We start from the raw sequence: 17212 nt of genomic DNA, 5'->3' as shown, positions 1-17212 counted from the left end.
GCGAATCAGGAGCGAAGATGACGAAGAAGAGCCGCCGGATGCATTCTCCGGCATTCAAGGCGAAGGTTGCTTTGGCTGCGGTCAAAGGCGACAAGACGCTGGCGGAGCTGGCGCAACTGTTTGATGTTCATCCGAACCAGATCACGATCTGGAAAAACCAGCTCCTGGAAGGCGCCGCCGGCGTGTTTGGGCATGACAAGGCGTCGGCCGAGACGCCGGTCGATTTGAAGGCGTTACATGCCAAGATCGGCGAGCTGGCGTTGGAAAACGATTTTTTGTCCGGCGCGCTCACCAAGGCGGGCCTGCTGAGCGCAAAGCGATGATCGACCGCGGTCATGATCTTTCTATCGTGCGCCAGGCGAAGGTCCTGAAGCTGGCTCGCAGCACGGTCTACTATGAACCTCGGCCAGTTTCGGCCGAGGACCTTGCCTTGATGCGTCGGCTCGATGAGTTGCATCTCGATTATCCCTTCGCGGGAGCGCGTATGCAGCGATCGTTGCTGCGGCGGGAGGGCGTATACGCCGGTCGCCGCCACATTGCGACGCTGATGAAGCGCATGGGGATCGAGGCGGTCTATCGTCGCCCGAACACGAGTAAGCCGGCACCGGGTCACAAGATCTACCCGTACCTGTTGCGCGGATTGAAGATCGAGCGGCCCGACCAGGCGTGGGCAATGGACATCACCTACATTCCGATGCGGCGTGGCTTCGTCTATCTCGCGGCGGTCGTCGATGTGTTCAGCCGACGGGTCCTGGCCCATCGCGTCTCGATCACAATGGAGGCGGCCTTCTGCGTCGAAGCGGTCCAGGAGGCGTTGGCGAAGCACGGCAGGCCCGAGATTTTCAACACGGACCAGGGCAGCCAGTTCACCAGCCTCGAGTTCACCGATGTGCTGCTGGACGCGAAGATCGCCATCAGCATGGACGGCAAGGGCGCCTGGCGCGACAACGTGTTTGTCGAGCGGCTCTGGCGCACGGTCAAATACGAAGAAGTTTATCTCCGCGCCTACGACAGCGTGTCCGAGGCGCGAGCGTCAATTGCCAAGTATCTGGCCTTCTACAATCAGGGACGCCCTCACTCGAGCCTTGACGGGCGCACGCCCGACGAGGCTTACTTCGGCACGCAAGCTATGGTGATGGCCGCATGACCGTCGCCGACGATTTTGTCGTCGCTCTGGTCGGGCTACGCCCTCCCGACGCAACGACAAAATCGTAAGGCCCCGCGTTCAGCATAACCCGGCAGGAATCCACTTAAATCCCGCGGGGCGCTGTCCAAACAACCGGCGCCAGCTCTGGACCAAGCCTCCAGGCGACGATGTAACGCGAGAAGTCATCGAGCACGGTCGACAGGTAGTACCAGCCCCAGCCGGTGATCTTGAGGTAGGTAAAGTCGGTCTGCCAGAGCTGGTTGATGGCGGTGGTCTTGTCCTTGAACTCGTTCGCCGCCTTGATCACCACATAGGCGGGGCTGGTGATGAGGTCATGCGCCTTCAGCAGCCGATAGACCGATGCCTCGGAGACAAAATACTTCCGTTCGTCGGTGAACCGCACGGCCAGCTCGCGCGGCGACAGCTCGGGCAGCTCCAGCGCCAGGTCGATGATCTGGCCCCGCACATCGTCGGGGATGCGATTCCATATCCGGTCAGGTCGAGACCGGTGGTCAGCCAGCGCCTCGACGCCGCCATCACGATAGCGATCATACCATCTATAAAACGTGGCGCGTGGGATCCCGAGCTTGTCCAGCGTGCGCGACTGCTCGACCAACTGGATGATCTCGGCCTTCTCGGACGCAGGATATCTCATACCTCGTCCTCCCCATCCCCGTTCATGCTTTTTGAGCAGGCGGTTCTCAAGGGTGAGGTCGGCCACGACTTCCTTCAATGCGGCCGTCTCACGACGGAGATCCGTCACCTCGCCGGAGGTCGCCGCACGCGCCGTATCGCCCGCCAGGCGGCGCTTACCGGCTTCGAGGAACTCCTTCGACCAGCCGTAATACATTGAGGCGGCAATGCCCTCACGCCGGCAGAGCTCGGAGATGTTCTCCTCGCCCCGCAGTCCTTCCAGCACGATGCGGATCTTCTCTTCCGCCGAATACTGCCGGCGGGTCTGGCGCCGAATGTCCCTTAGTACCTGTTCTGCCGGCGCTTTGCCCGGTCCGGATTTCTGCTTCATCTTCGCTCCTGGTGGCTACGATGAACCAGAAATCCTCCCTCCGCAAAATCCTTCAATTTGTCTCACACGCCCTGACGGCAAACAATCCTCCCAAATGCTGGTGAAATCGTCTTGTTTGTCGACGGGCAGGGCGCCGATTATTTCCGCCTTGAGAATGTCAGCAGGAGATAGGTCCAGCCCGCGTGAATTAAGGACTGAGAAGATCCGGAAGGCTGATTCCTGGTCAGACGCGGCCACAATCACCAGATAGCAGCGTTGCGCGATATACATCGTGAGCCGTCGCCGTCGCTCATCGGACACGTCCTTTAGCTTCTCGCGGAAAAACGCGGCGTTTTCGACCATGCGCGCGCGGGCGTCCGAATACTGCGGGGGATCGGGCAGACTCTGTGTTTGCGATACAGTCTGGATCATCGAGCGGAAGAACTCAGCGTCGCGGTCCCTGGGCGTTAAACGAAAGACGTCGGCAGTTTCCTTGATCGGGTCGCCGGTCTGGCAAATGTAATTATGAATTGCCTTGAGCTGGCTCCGGTTGTCTGAACAGATTTTCCGCGTCGATAAGTGGAGCCTCTGCCATGGTTAGGCTGCCAAGCGGAGTGGCAGCGGGTTGAAGTAGGCTTGATCGGGGGTGACGCCGTCAAGGCTCGAATGCGGGCGCCGACCGTTGTAGAAGTCGAGGTATCGGCCGATCGACGCGAGGGCCTCGCTGACGCTGTCATAGGCCCGCAGATACACCTCCTCGTATTTGACGCTGCGCCATAGCCGTTCGACAAACACGTTGTCCCGCCAGGCTCCCTTGCCGTCCATGCTGATCGCAATGCCGTTGTCGGCGAGCACGCCGGTAAAAGCCTGTCCGGTGAACTGCGAGCCCTGATCCGTATTGAAGACGTCCGGCTTGCCGTGACGAGCCAGGGCATCCTGAAGCGTCGCGACACAGAACGCCGCCTCCATGGTGATCGATACGCGCCACGACAGCACGCGGCGGCTGAACCAGTCGAGCACAACCGCCAGATAGACGAAGCCTCGCGCCATCGGGATGTAGGTGATGTCCATCGCCCACACCTGGTTCGGCCGCGTGATCTCCATCCCGCGCAGCAGGTACGGGTAGATCTTGTGGCCCGGCTCGGGCTTTGTCGTGCGTGGACGGCGATAGAGCGCTTCTATCCCCATCCGCCGCATCAACGTCTTCACATGCCGACGGCCGATCTTGCACCCATCGGCAGCCAGCAGCCCTCGCAACATGCGAGAGCCGGCAAAAGGGAACTCCAGATGCAGCCGGTCGAGGCGCTGCATGATCGCAAGGTCGGCGTCCGGCACCGGCCGCGGCAGGTAGTACACGCTGCCGCGGCTGATGTTCAAAGCCTCCGCCTGCCTGGTGATCGACAGCTCGTGCTCACGGTCGATCATCGCTTTGCGCTCAGCAATCCCGCCTTGGTGAGCGCTCCTTCTAAAAAACTATGCGCGGCGATGCGCTCCCCCTGTGGGATAGAAACGGACCGGCGCTAGATTGCCGACCGGGAGGGAGCGGCCGATACGATTTTGGTGGCACGTGACCCCGTTAAAAAACCTGGTCCATGGGTTGTCGCGCACTTGAGAGTGGTGACGCCATCCGGCGATCCCGTTTAGGAATCTGACGTATAGCGCAGCCCAAGCCCTTCCGCCGCCGTCAGCAGGAGGATTAGAGATGAACCCCAAAAGATCGAAGTCGAGGAACGGAGGTAAGATGCAGATGGTGCACCCGGACGCGGCTGCCATCGACGTCGGAGCGACTATGCACATGGCTGCCGTGAGGGCAGATCGCGCACCGGAGCCAGTCCGCAGCTTCGGTACCTTCACGGCTGATCTGCATCGGCTAGTCGACTGGTTTACTGAATGCGGCGTCGAGACTGTCGTCATGGAATCGACCAGCGTCTACTGGATTCCGATCTTCGAGCTTCTCGATGCCCGGGGATTTAACGTGTTTCTTGTCAACGCGCGCGATGCCAAGCACGTGCCGGGGCGCAAGACCGATGTCAGCGATGCGCAATGGCTGCAGCGGCTCCATTCATTCGGGTTGCTGCGGGCCAGCTTTCGGCCCAAAGGGCAGATTGCCGAGCTGCGAGCCTACGTGCGTCAGCGCGAGCGTCTGCTGGAGTACGCGGCCTCACACATCCAGCATATGCAGAAGGCCTTGACGGAGATGAATCTTCAGCTGCACCACGTCGTCACCGACATCACCGGCGTGACCGGCCTGCGTATCATACGGGCGATCCTTGCCGGCGAGCGCGATCCTGAGGCGCTGGCGTGCTTGCGCCATTATAGTTGCCGCTCCAGCGCCGAGACGATCGCGAAGGCGCTCACCGGAAGCTACCGCGCCGAGCATCTGTTTGCGCTCGAGCAGGCACTTGCGCTTTACGACGCCTACCACGAGAAGGCATCTGCCTGCGACGCCCGAATTGAAGCCGTGTTGAAGGAACTGAGCTTCCATCGGGGGCATGGCCACGGATCAGCGCCGCGGGTCTCGCGGCGTCGGAATCGAACCGATCAGGCGAACGCTCCAGCTTTCGATGTCCGCGAGGCGCTGTTCGCGTTGCTCGGAAAGGACCTCACCGCGATCGACGGCCTCGGTCCTTACCTCTCGCTGAAGCTGATCGCTGAATGCGGCGACGACCTCTCCTCGTGGCCAAGTGCAAAGCATTTTACCTCCTGGCTGGGACTGGCGCCGAGCAACAAGGTCTCCGGCGGCAAAATGCTCTCGTCCCGAACGCGCCGATCCGGCGGCCGAGCGGCGGCACTTCTGCGCCTTGCTGCCGTGACCGTGGGTCGTACAGACACTGCGCTCGGCGCCTTTTATAGACGGCTCTCAGCGCGCATCGGCAAGGCCAAGGCCGTGACCGCCACGGCCCGGAAGATCGCAGTTCTGTTCTACAATGCTGTGCGATACGGAATGGACTATGTCGATCCCGGGGCCTCGTCCTACGAGACGCGTTACCGGACGCGAGTGGTCAACAATTTGCATCGGCGTGCCAAGGCATTCGGCTTTGTTCTCCATCCCTTGGAGCCGAAAGTAGATGCTGCCGTTTCTTAGGAAGCGTTCTCCAGCGTCAGTTCGCCGATCTTGGCGTGCAGCGACTTCACGTCGATGGCTGCTTGCTCCGCTCCGGAGCCGCCGCCGGGACCGAACGCATCGGCGGCCTTGCTTTCAAGCTGAGCCTTCCACGCCGTGATCTGATTGGGGTGGACGTCGAACTGCTCGGCAAGCTGAGCCAGCGTTCGATCGCCCTTCACGGCGGCGAGCGCCACCTTCGCCTTGAAGGCCGGTGTGTGGTTCCGGCGTGTTCTTCTGCTCATTGTCGCTCCTGATTCGCAGGCACAGCGTGCCCGCTGTCAGCCAGAAACTCCACTTATCGCCCTGTGCAGAATTCCGGGGCCGGCTCTTTATGTCGTCAAGGAGATCGCTGGCCTGCTCTGTAGTCCAAGCATACGGCCGCTGGTATGATGGGATGCTGAAAAGGTACTTGTCGCAAAAGATATCAAGTATCGGCTTCTCGTTTGCTTCAATCGTATGACGAATCATCTGTTCTCCTTAAATTCCTTGCCCGGTTGCCGTCTTTGCGTACCGGATATCGGCGCCAAGGATACTATTTTCGGTTGTGAATTGAAATCGCAACCGCGCGTGGCGGGGCGCAAAAGTGCAGTTTTGCAGATAATGACGAGGAAAAACTGCATGGAATAGGGAGGGAATTCGCAGCAAAGGACTACCCGTCATGGAGCGCTGCGAAAGCGCTTGACGGCCTCCGCAACGTCAATAACGTCAAGCTAGGGGAGCTGAGATCTTATCCCGCTGGGCGAGCCACGGCCCGAAACGACGGGAGAGTGGCCGCAAAGTGGAGAAGCTAGAGGTATGGCTTTGTGATTGAAGCGCAGACGATCTCAATTTGGAGACACGAGAAGGCCGACGGCGGTATACCGCCTCAGCAACTCGTCGAGGTCGCTTGCAGATCGCAAGGTTAAATGCGAACTTCGTGTTCCCCTCCTCCAAGACTGCCGCGTGCATTCGGCCGAACTGGGCCGCGCTTTGCGAACCGTCTGTCGCGCGGCGATAGAGACGGGCGACCTGGAGACCACTTCATAATTGACCAGCAGGGCGATCTTTGTCTATGCGCGCATCTGCAAGGCTCAATATGCCGACCTGCTTCAGCAGGTTGGTGGAGCTGTCGCTAAGAAAAATTATAAGGCAGCTGTGAAGCAGGTCTTCCTGCGTTCGGTTGCCGAGTATCTAGCCGCTGCGGGTCCCGCGGTCCTACTTAGTCGTCGGTTAAGAAGCCGATTTGAGTGGTGTGCGGTGGCTGGTGACTGAGAAGAAGGCAGCCAGGAAGAGGTACCAAAGAGCCCTTAGCCAGGCGAGGATGCGGCGGAAGTTGTAACCGACGGCGGAGAGGATGACGTTGGCGGCATCGCCGGCGCGGCCTTTGAGGTAGCAGCGGCCGCGGTGTCCGTCAGCCTTCAAATGGCCGATCACGGGCTCGATAGCGGAGCGGCGCCGCAGCTGGCGCTTGATAGTGCCGAAGACGCCGCGCTTCTGGCCGGAGATGAAGACGCGGCGCGGGTTCTGTGCGTCATGGCCGCGGTATCCCTTGTCGACAAAGGCGCACTGGATCGCGCAGCCGGTGAGTGTCTCGGTTCGGTCGATGACGTCCCGCAGGGTGTGACCGTCGTAAGGGTTATCGGGCAGCGCCTTGGCGTGCAGCACGAACTGGCCGCCGGGAGCAGGCCGGTTGTTGGTGACGATGGAAGCCTTCACGCCGAACTCGTAAGGCGCGCTGGCCTTGCCCTTGCCGATGCACTCCACCTCGGGGGCATGGAAGGAATACAGCTTCCAGCCGCGCTGGCGCTGCTGCTGCGAGCGGATCTGCGTGGCCCGGCTCAACGGGAGTGCGAACGCCTCTTCGAGCGCATCCTGGCCTTCGATCTTGCGGCGGATGTCGCGGATGATCCGGCCCAGGCGGCTGCGCAGGATGCGCAACTGCCGCTGGTGCCGCTTGAACTGTTTGGCATGGGCGTAGCGTCCCGCCATCATCGCGGTGGCCTTGGCGATCCGAGAATAGGATTGCCGCAGCCGCACTCCGTGCTTCCTCGCTAGGCGGTTGAGCCCCTGGATCGCCGCATGCAGCAGCTTGGCATCGGTCGGAAAGGTGATGGCCTTCGGCTGCACCGTGGTGTCGACCGTGACCCGCTCAAGGTCCTTGCCGCGTAACGCGCCGACGTCGTGCGCCACCCGCAGGCTCTCGGCCAATAGCAGTTCCAGTCTGTCGCCGAGCCGCTTGCGCCAATGGCTCAGGTCCGAGCGCTCGTGCGGGAATGCGTGCTGGAAGAACTCTTCGCCAGTGAAGTACTGGAAATACGGGTCGTGGACCCAGCGTTCGCATCCCCCCTCATCGGACAGCCCGTAAATGTGCTTGAGCAACAACAGCCCGATCACGAAGCGGGTCTCAATCCCCGGCCGGCCGTTCTCGCTGTAGAGCGGCGCGATCTCGCCGTCGATCCAGTCCCAATCGATCTTGCCGGTGAGCCGGACCAGCTCGTGCTTCAGATTGATGATCTGGTCGAGCCGCGCCCGGAAAAAATCGTTCGCTCCCGTCGTTTTGTGCTTCTTCGGCCGCATCGTGCCCTCCGATGCGGACAGGGAATCATGCTTCGCCCGTCGAGGGAATCTCGAAAACGAAATTGCAAGCTTCCGATGCACAAAACACCAAAACCTTGCAATCTCAGAACGTCATTCCAGCCAAATTACGATTCCAGATCAGTCGCCTGGAAGCTTCTTAACGGGCGACTACTTATCGATCGAGACAAAACCACGCCTGGGCCGAGCTTGGTCAAGTTCGAAGGCAGCGCCACGCTGATTGGCGGCGGTGCCATTTCTCTAACTCCGCGCACATACTGGGCCTCCAGATTGCCGATGTCGTCGCCTACGCCATCGGGCGCTTCCTGCGCCGGCGCGACGGGATAACCGCTACCGATCCCGAGCATTACGACCTGTTCGACAAGGCAATTATGGAATTTCTCGGTGATCTGGATGGCCGACTACACGAAGTGACCGGGCCCTTGCCAAGTCTCCCGCAAGCGGTGTGACGCGAGCTCGATGATGCCCGACGGGATACCCATTTCCTAGGGCAGATGGAGGCCTTATGATATTTGGCTATGAACCCACAGACCCGAAAGCTCCTGATCCAGCGCCTTATCGCGCCTATCGGCGTAATCGGCCCTGATTTCGAGCGCTTTGGGGAGCTTTTCCTTGACCATTTGCTCTCGACGCCGCTCGAGCACAGTGGCTTGAACGCGCTCGGTTTTCCGATCAGGCGCGTGCTCGATAGCAGCAGCGCAGATGGCGCGATAGTCGCGGAATATTCCGCGCACGACGACTATTTCACGAGGGGGATGCCCAAGGCCGAGCAGGATCTCGCCCATGCCTTGTCTCATCGTCCGAATGCAAAACTGGTGCTCCTCATCGCCGCACAGCCCGAACGCCCGCAGATTGTGGATGAGTTCCTCAAAGCGGCGCTAGCGAAGCCCGAGATGCAAGGCCGCTCCTTGAGGATATGGGGCGCCGAACGCATTGCCGAACAGCTTGTCGACAAGTTCACGTTCAACGACACGGCCGTCGAGGCATTGTCATTCTATCTGCCAGTGCTGACCGAGATCTGGGAGGAAGCTGCGCGCGATCGCCTGTTTCCAGCACCCGACCTGCGGCACCGGCCGCGTCCCGCAGTATCGGACGAGATCCATCGTCGCCTCGCCAGCGAGAGCTGTGTGTGCAATAGAGAGGATGGCGCCTCAGGGGAGCGACTGCACTGTCCAATTGCCCGCATCGGCGGCAAGCTAAGCTGCGGATCTTGGCTTGCGTTATCCGAGGCTTCGAGGGTCTGTGACAAGCTTCGTTTTTGGTTGCCAGCAGACAATAGAGATCGCGGCTCATTGCTGTTGGCGCGCCATAGCAGATGAAGATGGGCACTATGCTGAGCTGCTGTGCCGATCTCGAAGCTCGCCATGATATTTCTTCTCCGATCGCATGATGACCCCCTCCATCCAGATCCTTTCGGGAGATCGCTATGAGCATTGAAGTCGAATGGGCGCGTATGACCGCTCCGGACCTACGCGCGATCGCCGCACGCGAAGGCGCTCTGGCGATCTTGCCCGCCGGCTCGCTGGAGCAGCATGGCCCGCATTTGCCTGTGATTACCGATACGGCCAGCGCCAGTGCCGCCGCGATTGCGGCCGCGCGGCTGGTGGCCGCGGGTCCAGATCCGGTACCGGTCGCCGTGTTGCCCGGCCTGTGGTTGGGTTTGAGCGAGCATCATTTGCCTTTCGGTGGCACGATCAGCGTGGACTATGCCGCTTATCGCGCGATCCTAGAAAGCATCGTGCGATCTCTTCGCGCATTGGGCTTTGCCCGCTTGCTGATCGTCAACGGCCATGGCGGCAATATCGATCCGCTTGCCGTGGCATCGCGCGAACTGGCGGTGGCGTACGACTTTCCGATCGTCGCCACAACGCCATGGTTCCTGGCACCCGTGAAGATCGCGGCAATCTTCGAATCCGACACCGCACCGAAACACGCTTGCGAGGGCGAAACCTCGGTCATGATGGCGATCGCGAGGGACATTGTGAAGGAACACAAGCTGGACGAGGCGATGCAGCAGGCGCCTGCCGCGGTAGAGCCGCCGGCAGGGTTCTCGCGGTTCTACTCCTTCTCCGAACGCGCGCCGATCACAGGCTCCTGGGGGGACCCGCGGAGCGCCACGGCCGAAAAGGGCGCGCGTTTCCTTGGCGTGCAGGCAGAGGCGTTGGCCGAAGCAATCCGCAACACGGCGCTATGGTCTCGCCCGGATCCGGTCTGGCGGGTAGGCCGGGGGCAAGAGACCACGGCGGGCAAAGCAACGTGACATCGCAGGTCAGGCGGCGGCACATGCGTGCTGCTCCGGGCGCGCCCACGCGAATGTTCTTTGTGAAAGCCCGCATCGACCGCTCGCCGAACACAGGCAAAGCTGGCGCACCCGACACGATTCGAACGTGTGGGACGCCTTCGGAGGGCGACGCTCTATCCAACTGAGCTACGGGTGCATTCTGCTAACGTGCTGCTTACGTGAATTTGTTGCGAGTGTGAAGCGGCGCGCAACGTCCTCGCAAGTCTCTGAATTCCGGGCCTCTTTCGAACTCCTTTTTTGCTCCTACTGGGTTGACACATGCCTTCGGAGGGCAGCGGTCAATCTGCGCTGAAGTGTCAGATCCGGCGCGTGTAGTTGTGGCGTTTAACTAGGCGGAAAAGCGTAGAGCATTAGGCCTGCGTGCCGCGCTTTATCGGCATTACCTTCTTGGGATCGAGCCAGTGGTCGATCCGATCAGCCCAATGCTGCATCAGCTTCGTGCGCGAGCCGATTAGCGCGAGCGGTCCGTGCTTCTTGTAGAGCCCTTCCACAGTCGAATTATCTAGCCCGTCCTATTCGTGAGAGTGCTTTTTTTAGTCCGATTGATGTGGCCGCACATCTGCTCTGACGAGGCGCGCGGGATTGCCTTCGGCTTTTCACCGCCTGACGACCGGTACTTTGCAACGCGCTTGAGGTGTAGGTTGGGCGAACGGGGGGCGGACGCCCCGCCGGTCAAGGACCGAGCGGCAGCAGCGCGCCTGGCAAGCCGCGGATCAGGTCGGCTTCGGGACATGCCGCGGCAAACGCAAGGCGAATGCGGCTCGTGGTCTCGACGACACGGGCAGCGAGTTTCAAGAGCCGAAGACGCAGCGTCGCGAACTCGGCTGTGGCCAATTCCCGGGCTTTGGGAATCGCGTCGCGCACGGTCAGCATCAGCCAATAAGCGGCGGTGTGGAGAACGAGGCGGACTTGATTGGCGAGCGCCGAACGGCAGCTGGTGCGATCGGAGGCGAGCTGTGTCTTATGCAGCTTGATCAGATTCTCGGCTTGGCCGCGCGCGCAATACAGGCTGTCGTAGATCCACTCGGCCGAGCCGACATCGAGGCTGGTGACGACGAAGCGGATGTCGAGGCCGAGCATTGTCGCCTCAATACGGGCGACGGTGCGTCGTTCGCGATCCCAGGACTTTGCCTTGTGGCGCGTCTCGGTATAGCCACGCAGAACCGGCAGGTTCTCGATGGCGCGTCGCGTGCGGATGTCGTCGGCGGCCTCGTCGAGTTTTCTGGCGAGCGGCTTGGTGCCGGACAGACCGAAGATGTAGTCGATGCCGTTGGTCTCGCACCACGCCATGGCCTCCGGCCGGGCATAGTGCCCGTCGCCACGGAACGTGATTCGCGTGTTGTGCCACCGCGTCCGGATATGCCGTATCAGGCGGCGCAGATGGGCACGCACCTCGACGCCGCCCGGCGTCTTGCCGGGCCGCAGCACGACCGCCACGGGCCGGCTCTTCTCCGTGTCGTAGACGTGGATCGGCAGGAAGCAGCGTTCGTCATAATGAGCGTTGAACAGCGAGAGCTGCTGATGGCCGTGGACGACATCGCAGGTATCATCGATGTCGAGCGTGACGGATGCCGGCTCGCGCGGGTAGCTATCCATCCATGCGTCGACCAAAGTGTAGGTCAGTCGGATCACGTCGCGCAGGCGCGGAGCATTCTCCAGCCGCGACAGCGTCGGTTGGGAACACAGATCGCGACCCGTGTCCGGCAGCCGTCCGCAGGCCAGCTTGAATGCGGGATCGGACCGCAGATGATCGAGGTCGTCGGCGTCCTCGTAGCCGCAGCAGATCGCGAACATGCGCGCGCGGAACATATCGACAAGGCTGTGCACGACCCGCGTCGGATCGCGCCGATCCGGGAACACCCGGGCCAGATTGTCGGCCAAGCCGAGACGCCGCTCGGCCATCGCCAGAAGCATCACGCCCCCGTTCGAGGTCAGCCGACCGCCATCGAAGGCAGCTGTGACTTTCTTGGCGTGAACGGCTGGAAACGAGAAGGGCAGAATCGTATCGTCGGTCATGGCGGGCGTGGCGTTCGCGGTTGAGGTGATGGGGTTGGCTTTGCAACCGAATCCTACGCCGCATTAGCGCTTTACACCACGCTCGCCAGCCTCTCAGGCGCCCTCTGACGAATAAGACGGGCTAGATGTCGCCAAGGAATCCGACTTGGTCGCGCTCGCCCAATATCATCTCAACGCTAACAACAATACGCTAGCCCGTCCTATTCGTGAGAGTGCGTTTTTTTAGTCCGATTGATGTGGCCGCACATCTGCTCTGACGAGGCGCGCGGGATTGCCTTCGGCTTTTCACCGCCTGACGACCGGTACTTTGCAACGCGCTTGAGGTGTAGGTTGGGCGAACGGGGGGCGGACGCCCCGCCGGTCAAGGACCGAGCGGCAGCAGCGCGCCTGGCAAGCCGCGGATCAGGTCGGCTTCGGGACAGGCCGCGGCAAACGCAAGGCGAATGCGGCTCGTGGTCTCGACCACACGGGCAGCGAGTTTCAAGAGACGAAGACGCAGCGTCGCGAACTCGGCTGTGGCCAATTCCCGGGCTTTGGGAATCGCGTCGCGCACGGTCAGCATCAGCCAATAAGCGGCGGTGTGGAGAACGAGGCGGACTTGATTGGCGAGCGCCGAACGGCAGCTGGTGCGATCGGAGGCGAGCTGTGTCTTATGCAGCTTGATCAGATTCTCGGCTTGGCCGCGCGCGCAATACAGGCTGTCGTAGATCCACTCGGCCGAGCCGACATCGAGGCTGGTGACGACGAAACGGATGTCGAGGCCGAGCATCGTCGCCTCAATACGGGCGACGGTACGCCGTTCGCGATCCCAGGACTTGGCCTTGTGGCGCGTCTCGGTATAGCCACGCAGAACCGGCAGGTTCTCGATGGCGCGTCGCGTGCGGATGTCGTCGGCGGCCTCGTCGACTTTTCTGGCGAGCGGCTTGGTGCCGGACAGACCGAAGATGTAGTCGATGCCGTTGGTCTCGCACCACGCCATGGCCTCCGGCCGGGCATAGTGCCCGTCGCCACGGAACGTGATTCGCGTGTTGTGCCACCGCGTCCGGATATGCCGTATCAGGCGGCGCAGATGGGCACGCACCTCGACGCCGCCCGGCGTCTTGCCGGGCCGCAGCACGACCGCCACGGGCCGGCTCTTCTCCGTGTCGTAGACGTGGATCGGCAGGAAGCAGCGTTCGTCATAATGAGCGTTGAACAGCGAGAGCTGCTGATGGCCGTGGACGACATCGCAGGTATCATCGATGTCGAGCGTGACGGATGCCGGCTCGCGCGGGTAGCTATCCATCCATGCGTCGACCAAAGTGTAGGTCAGTCGGATCACGTCGCGCAGGCGCGGAGCATTCTCCAGCCGCGACAGCGTCGGTTGGGAACACAGATCGCGACCCGTGTCCGGCAGCCGTCCGCAGGCCAGCTTGAATGCGGGATCGGACCGCAGATGATCGAGGTCGTCGGCGTCCTCGTAGCCGCAGCAGATCGCGAACATGCGCGCGCGGAACATATCGACAAGGCTGTGCACGACCCGCGTCGGATCGCGCCGATCCGGGAACACCCGGGCCAAATTGTCGGCCAAGCCGAGATGCCGCTCGGCCATCGCCAGAAGCATCACGCCCCCGTTCGAGGTCAGCCGACCGCCATCGAAGGCAGCTGTGACTTTCTTGGCGTGAACGGCTGGAAACGAGAAGGGCAGAATCGTATCGTCGGTCATGGCGGGCCTGGCGTTCGCGGTTGAGGTGATGGGGGTGGCTTTGCAACCGAATCCTACGCCGCATCAGCGCTTTACACCACGCTCGCCAGCCTCTCAGGCGCACTCTGACGAATAAGACGGGCTAGGCCAATGCCACGGCTATCCTTCGAGTGCCCGGTGCCGATGTCCAATTGTTCACCGCATGCGCCCAAGTTAGGTTGTTCAGAATAACAAGGTCCCCTGGTTTTAGCTTGAGAATAATCTCGTCACAAAAAAGTTTCTCGTAATCGGCGCCTGAACACCAGCTCCGTCCTGCATTAACGGGGTCCAGTTGGTGCAACTCAAAACCGTTCGGCGGGAACTTGAGAAGTTCTCGCTCCTGCAACATCCGAACGAAAAAGTGAAGACAGCTTTGGTCAACACTACCAATGTTATCCCAAAGGACATTCACATCCCGCCCTAGGAGAAGGGAAAAGCTTCTTTTCGGCCTTGCCATAACAATCGCCAGCAAAAGGCCCGGGATCTCGGATTTCACCTCGGCTACTATTTGGTCATCTGGTACCAAATAGTCATCCGGCGAGCTCAGACGATAAAGTGCTTTTGCACGAGTGGTCATGCCCCGAGACAATGGCTTTGATCCAGGTAATATTTTTGTCGTTTTTTCTCGTAAAAGTCCCCATGCCTCACTTGTGTCGTCGATGTTCAATAGGATTGTTTCTCCTCCGTCTTTACTATTCTCGAAACAATAAAAGCACGACAACTGCATATTAGATATTCTATCTCCTTCGGAATGCGGGGTGACAAACTGATAATCATCTCGGGAATTAACGCTCATGAAGTATTTGTTGATCCGCCGTCGGTGACCAAGAAAATCGGAAAAGCCGGCCTCCAGCTCTAGCTTTTTTTGCAATCCCAGTTCACCGGCAATTTGATGTACGAGGCCGTCCGACTCGCTCGGTGAGACATTACGAATCAAAATGACACAGTCTCGACTGAGTGCCTCGATCACGCAAGTCACATCCAAGCCGCTGCACCCAAGGGTCAACAGCATGCGCCGATGTGAGAGATCAGGAGTCAGTTGTGGTTGCGACATTCGCCGTGGACCCGTTCTTCGTCGCATTCGTCGCCTCACGAGCAAGGGCCGTGCCACAGACGTCAGCGGGCATTAAGCGAAAACGCTACTTAGTGCCGAGCCCCGGCCAATCTGCGAAAACGCGATGCGTGGCGAACTTTGCAACATCGAGCGGAATCCCTGCCGCAGGACCCTCTCTCACTCGACGAGCAGACCACCTGGAGAAAGCAGCGGCGAGCATTTTGGCTCGCAAAGGCAATCCGGGCAAGGCGCGGGCGCCCGATCTTGAGTGGTCGTCGCTGTTGACGGCGCGTGCTGTTGTGTTGAGCTCTGTTCGGTTCAAGGCGTTAATGTCCCAAGCCCGACGGCATGACGGCAAAATTCTGGCAGCCCGGCGAGAAGCGAATTGTTTTCTTCAGAATGAGCTCGCAGAAGGTCATTGGCGCGTCCGTTACTTAACGTGAGCGCCAAGGAGATTCTGCTGTACGCGCGGTGATGACGGCGGCTGTTGCAGATCTTCCGACGACTTTGCGGACGCCCATGCGGTGATCGTCGCCAATGACGTCCGTATTGTTGTGCTGAGCTGTGTCTGGTTCAGGACGTCGATGTCCCAAGTCCGACGGCGGCATTCCGAGCGAGGCGCGCGTTATTTCTTCAGGAAACGCTCGCAGTACGTCATTGGTATGTCGATTGCTTGAAATGCGGGGTGATCCGTTACGGCCTTCATCGTAACCCCTGTCTAAGAGTTCAGATGAAACTTGCTACACCGGTTAACTCTTGCATCTTTGTTGGTGGTGGTACGCTAGCTGTTAGATGTGCTCAGCTAGTGATGGAGATGGGCCACGTGATCCGGGCGGCGCTGTGTGCCGACGCCATATTCCGCGATTGGGCCGCTCTCGCCGATATCTTGTGTGTGACGAGCATTGAAGAGCTATCTGCGCTGCTCAACGCCGAGCCAGTCGAGTGGATATTTTCCGTTGCCAATCCGTTCATATTGCCAGCAGATGTGTTTGGGAAAGCGCGTAGAGGCGCTTTCAATTACCACGACGGTCCGTTGCCGCGATATGCCGGAACTCATGCGACGTCTTGGGCGCTTCCTGCCCGTGAGACCGAACATGGCATCACGTGGCATCGTATCGATCACGGTGTTGGTACTGGTGAGCTGGTCGTCCAACGCCAAGTGTTGATTGCGACGAGCGATACTGCGCTGACGCTGAATCTCAAATGTTATGAGGCTGCTATCGATGGCTTCCGCGAGCTTCTAACTGGCTTAACAAATGGAGAGCTTAGTGCTCGTCCGCAAGCGCTAGCGGACCGAAGCTTTTTCCCGAAAGGTCGACGCCCAGATGCTGCGGGCTGTCTGCGATGGGATCGATCCGCACAAGATCTGGAAGCGATGACGCGCGCCTTAGACTTTGGCCCGTATCATACCAATCCATTGGGGTTGTCCAAGGCTCTCGTAGGCGATGACGTTGTCGTCGTCAAGCGCTTGGAGGTGACGGCTCGGCGCTCGGGTTTTGCTGCGGGGGCTTTAGTTGAGATCCACCCCAGCCACTGGCGTGTGGCGACAGGGACAGAGGATGTTGATGTTTGGCTTAGCAGCTTGGATGGTAAGGCTCTGGATGCGCGGGCACTCGCGAGGCGTTCTGATTCCCATGTAGGCGACCGCCTCCCGATTCTGAGCGATGACGAGGCGCGGAGCATAACGGTCGCGCATGAAATGTTGGCGCCTCGTGAGAGTTTTTGGCGACGGCGGCTTGAACAGTTCAAAACATCCCAGCTTTCCTTTTTGTCGTGTTCAGTAGCTTTGGCTGCACCTCAATGGCAGTTGAGTTCATGGCGAATTCCAGGTGCTTTGGCTGAGCTGTCTCCCAGTAATCGCACGGAATTCTTGCTAACGGCTTGGCTGATCTACCTAGCCCGCATCACGGGAGAATTAGAGCTTCAATTGGGATGGACTCCCGCGCCGAGTGGATCGCGAGCGGGCTTGAAAGCGCTCGAGGTGCTTGTCGCTTCTGTTGTGCCGATGGCAATTACCATCGATCTCGACAATGATTTTGCAGAGGCGCGCACGGTGGTGGCGGCCGAATTCGCTCAGCTGAAGGAGCAGGATAGCTTCGCGCGAGATCTTATCGCGCGCTGCCCAACGTTGCTCGGTATGGAGGCGTTACGATTGCGCCGGCCCTGGCCCGTTGGCGTTATGCTTACTGTAAGTGGCGAGTCTGCCACTGGTGACCTAGCTTCGAGCCCGACTTCTGAGGCAGCCCTGCCCGGTGAGGCGTTAACATTTGAGGTTTGCGCTCTAGAT

Annotated in this window: 10 protein-coding genes, 1 tRNA gene and 6 pseudogenes; 6 read left to right on the top strand and 11 right to left on the bottom strand. The window is 60.2% G+C overall.

Annotated features, from left to right (window positions below; genetic code table 11):
- Window positions 1-17 precede the first annotated feature (17 nt).
- Window positions 18-1147, top strand: a protein-coding gene (locus HAP54_RS49310) for an IS3-like element ISRj2 family transposase (protein ID WP_166204126.1) whose coding sequence is annotated in 2 segments (ribosomal slippage) — window positions 18-270 and window positions 270-1147 — 1131 coding nt in all. Because the reading frame shifts where the segments join, the coding sequence is not laid out codon by codon here.
- Between the two features lie 151 nt (window positions 1148-1298).
- Here the strand turns inward: HAP54_RS49310 and HAP54_RS49305 are convergent.
- From HAP54_RS49305 to HAP54_RS49295, 3 genes and pseudogenes are all read right to left on the bottom strand, one after another.
- A pseudogene (locus HAP54_RS49305) lies at window positions 1299-2171 on the bottom strand (transposase); the annotation flags it as partial.
- 15 nt (window positions 2172-2186) lie between these two features.
- Window positions 2187-2648 carry a DUF262 domain-containing protein gene (locus tag HAP54_RS49300; RefSeq protein WP_248114528.1) on the bottom strand — a complete coding sequence of 154 codons (462 nt, stop codon included), beginning with the start codon at window positions 2646-2648 and terminating at the stop codon, window positions 2187-2189.
- A 99-nt stretch (window positions 2649-2747) separates the two neighbouring features.
- Window positions 2748-3623 (bottom strand): annotated as a pseudogene (locus HAP54_RS49295) (IS3 family transposase); the annotation flags it as partial.
- 229 nt (window positions 3624-3852) lie between these two features.
- Here HAP54_RS49295 and HAP54_RS49290 point away from each other — a divergent pair.
- Window positions 3853-5235 (top strand): IS110 family transposase, encoded by a 1383-nt coding sequence (locus HAP54_RS49290; protein WP_166298319.1) that lies wholly within the window; start codon window positions 3853-3855, stop codon window positions 5233-5235.
- A 5-nt stretch (window positions 5236-5240) separates the two neighbouring features.
- Here HAP54_RS49290 and HAP54_RS49285 read toward each other — a convergent pair.
- From HAP54_RS49285 to HAP54_RS49280, 3 genes and pseudogenes are all read right to left on the bottom strand, one after another.
- A pseudogene (locus HAP54_RS49285) lies at window positions 5241-5498 on the bottom strand (transposase); the annotation flags it as partial.
- A 94-nt stretch (window positions 5499-5592) separates the two neighbouring features.
- Window positions 5593-5724 (bottom strand): annotated as a pseudogene (locus tag HAP54_RS52725) (hypothetical protein); the annotation flags it as partial.
- 741 nt (window positions 5725-6465) lie between these two features.
- A complete protein-coding gene (locus HAP54_RS49280) occupies window positions 6466-7812 on the bottom strand; it encodes an IS5 family transposase (RefSeq protein ID WP_166294772.1) in 1347 nt (448 codons plus the stop codon).
- Between the two features lie 224 nt (window positions 7813-8036).
- Between HAP54_RS49280 and HAP54_RS52720 the strand changes: the two are divergent.
- The 3 genes and pseudogenes from HAP54_RS52720 to HAP54_RS49270 all read left to right on the top strand — a co-directional run.
- Window positions 8037-8279, top strand: a pseudogene (locus tag HAP54_RS52720) (DUF3800 domain-containing protein); the annotation flags it as partial.
- Window positions 8280-8348: 69 nt separating this feature from the next.
- Complete coding sequence (locus HAP54_RS49275; protein WP_166298318.1) at window positions 8349-9149, top strand: hypothetical protein; 801 nt, start codon at window positions 8349-8351, stop codon at window positions 9147-9149.
- Window positions 9150-9256: 107 nt separating this feature from the next.
- Window positions 9257-10090 carry a creatininase family protein gene (locus HAP54_RS49270; RefSeq protein WP_029085172.1) on the top strand — a complete coding sequence of 278 codons (834 nt, stop codon included), beginning with the start codon at window positions 9257-9259 and terminating at the stop codon, window positions 10088-10090.
- Between the two features lie 103 nt (window positions 10091-10193).
- Here HAP54_RS49270 and HAP54_RS49265 read toward each other — a convergent pair.
- From HAP54_RS49265 to HAP54_RS49245, 5 genes are all read right to left on the bottom strand, one after another.
- Window positions 10194-10268: transfer RNA gene (locus tag HAP54_RS49265), tRNA-Arg, on the bottom strand.
- 214 nt (window positions 10269-10482) lie between these two features.
- On the bottom strand, window positions 10483-10623 hold the full coding sequence (locus tag HAP54_RS49260; RefSeq protein WP_224741464.1) for a hypothetical protein: 141 nt from the start codon (window positions 10621-10623) through the stop codon (window positions 10483-10485).
- A gap of 181 nt (window positions 10624-10804) precedes the next feature.
- The gene (locus tag HAP54_RS49255) at window positions 10805-12148 is read right to left on the bottom strand and encodes an IS1380-like element ISBdi2 family transposase (RefSeq protein WP_166204320.1); all 1344 of its coding nucleotides are present in this window, start codon (window positions 12146-12148) and stop codon (window positions 10805-10807) included.
- A gap of 361 nt (window positions 12149-12509) precedes the next feature.
- Complete coding sequence (locus tag HAP54_RS49250) at window positions 12510-13853, bottom strand: IS1380-like element ISBdi2 family transposase (protein WP_166298317.1); 1344 nt, start codon at window positions 13851-13853, stop codon at window positions 12510-12512.
- 121 nt (window positions 13854-13974) lie between these two features.
- On the bottom strand, window positions 13975-14841 hold the full coding sequence (locus HAP54_RS49245; protein WP_166298316.1) for a hypothetical protein: 867 nt from the start codon (window positions 14839-14841) through the stop codon (window positions 13975-13977).
- Between the two features lie 814 nt (window positions 14842-15655).
- Here HAP54_RS49245 and HAP54_RS52715 point away from each other — a divergent pair.
- Window positions 15656-16084, top strand: a pseudogene (locus HAP54_RS52715) (formyltransferase family protein); the annotation flags it as partial.
- Between the last annotated feature and the right edge of the window lie 1128 nt (window positions 16085-17212).

Source organism: Bradyrhizobium sp. 2S1, from assembly GCF_011516625.5.
Lineage (GTDB): Bacteria > Pseudomonadota > Alphaproteobacteria > Rhizobiales > Xanthobacteraceae > Bradyrhizobium > Bradyrhizobium septentrionale.
This window is presented reverse-complemented; position numbering and strand designations above follow the sequence as displayed.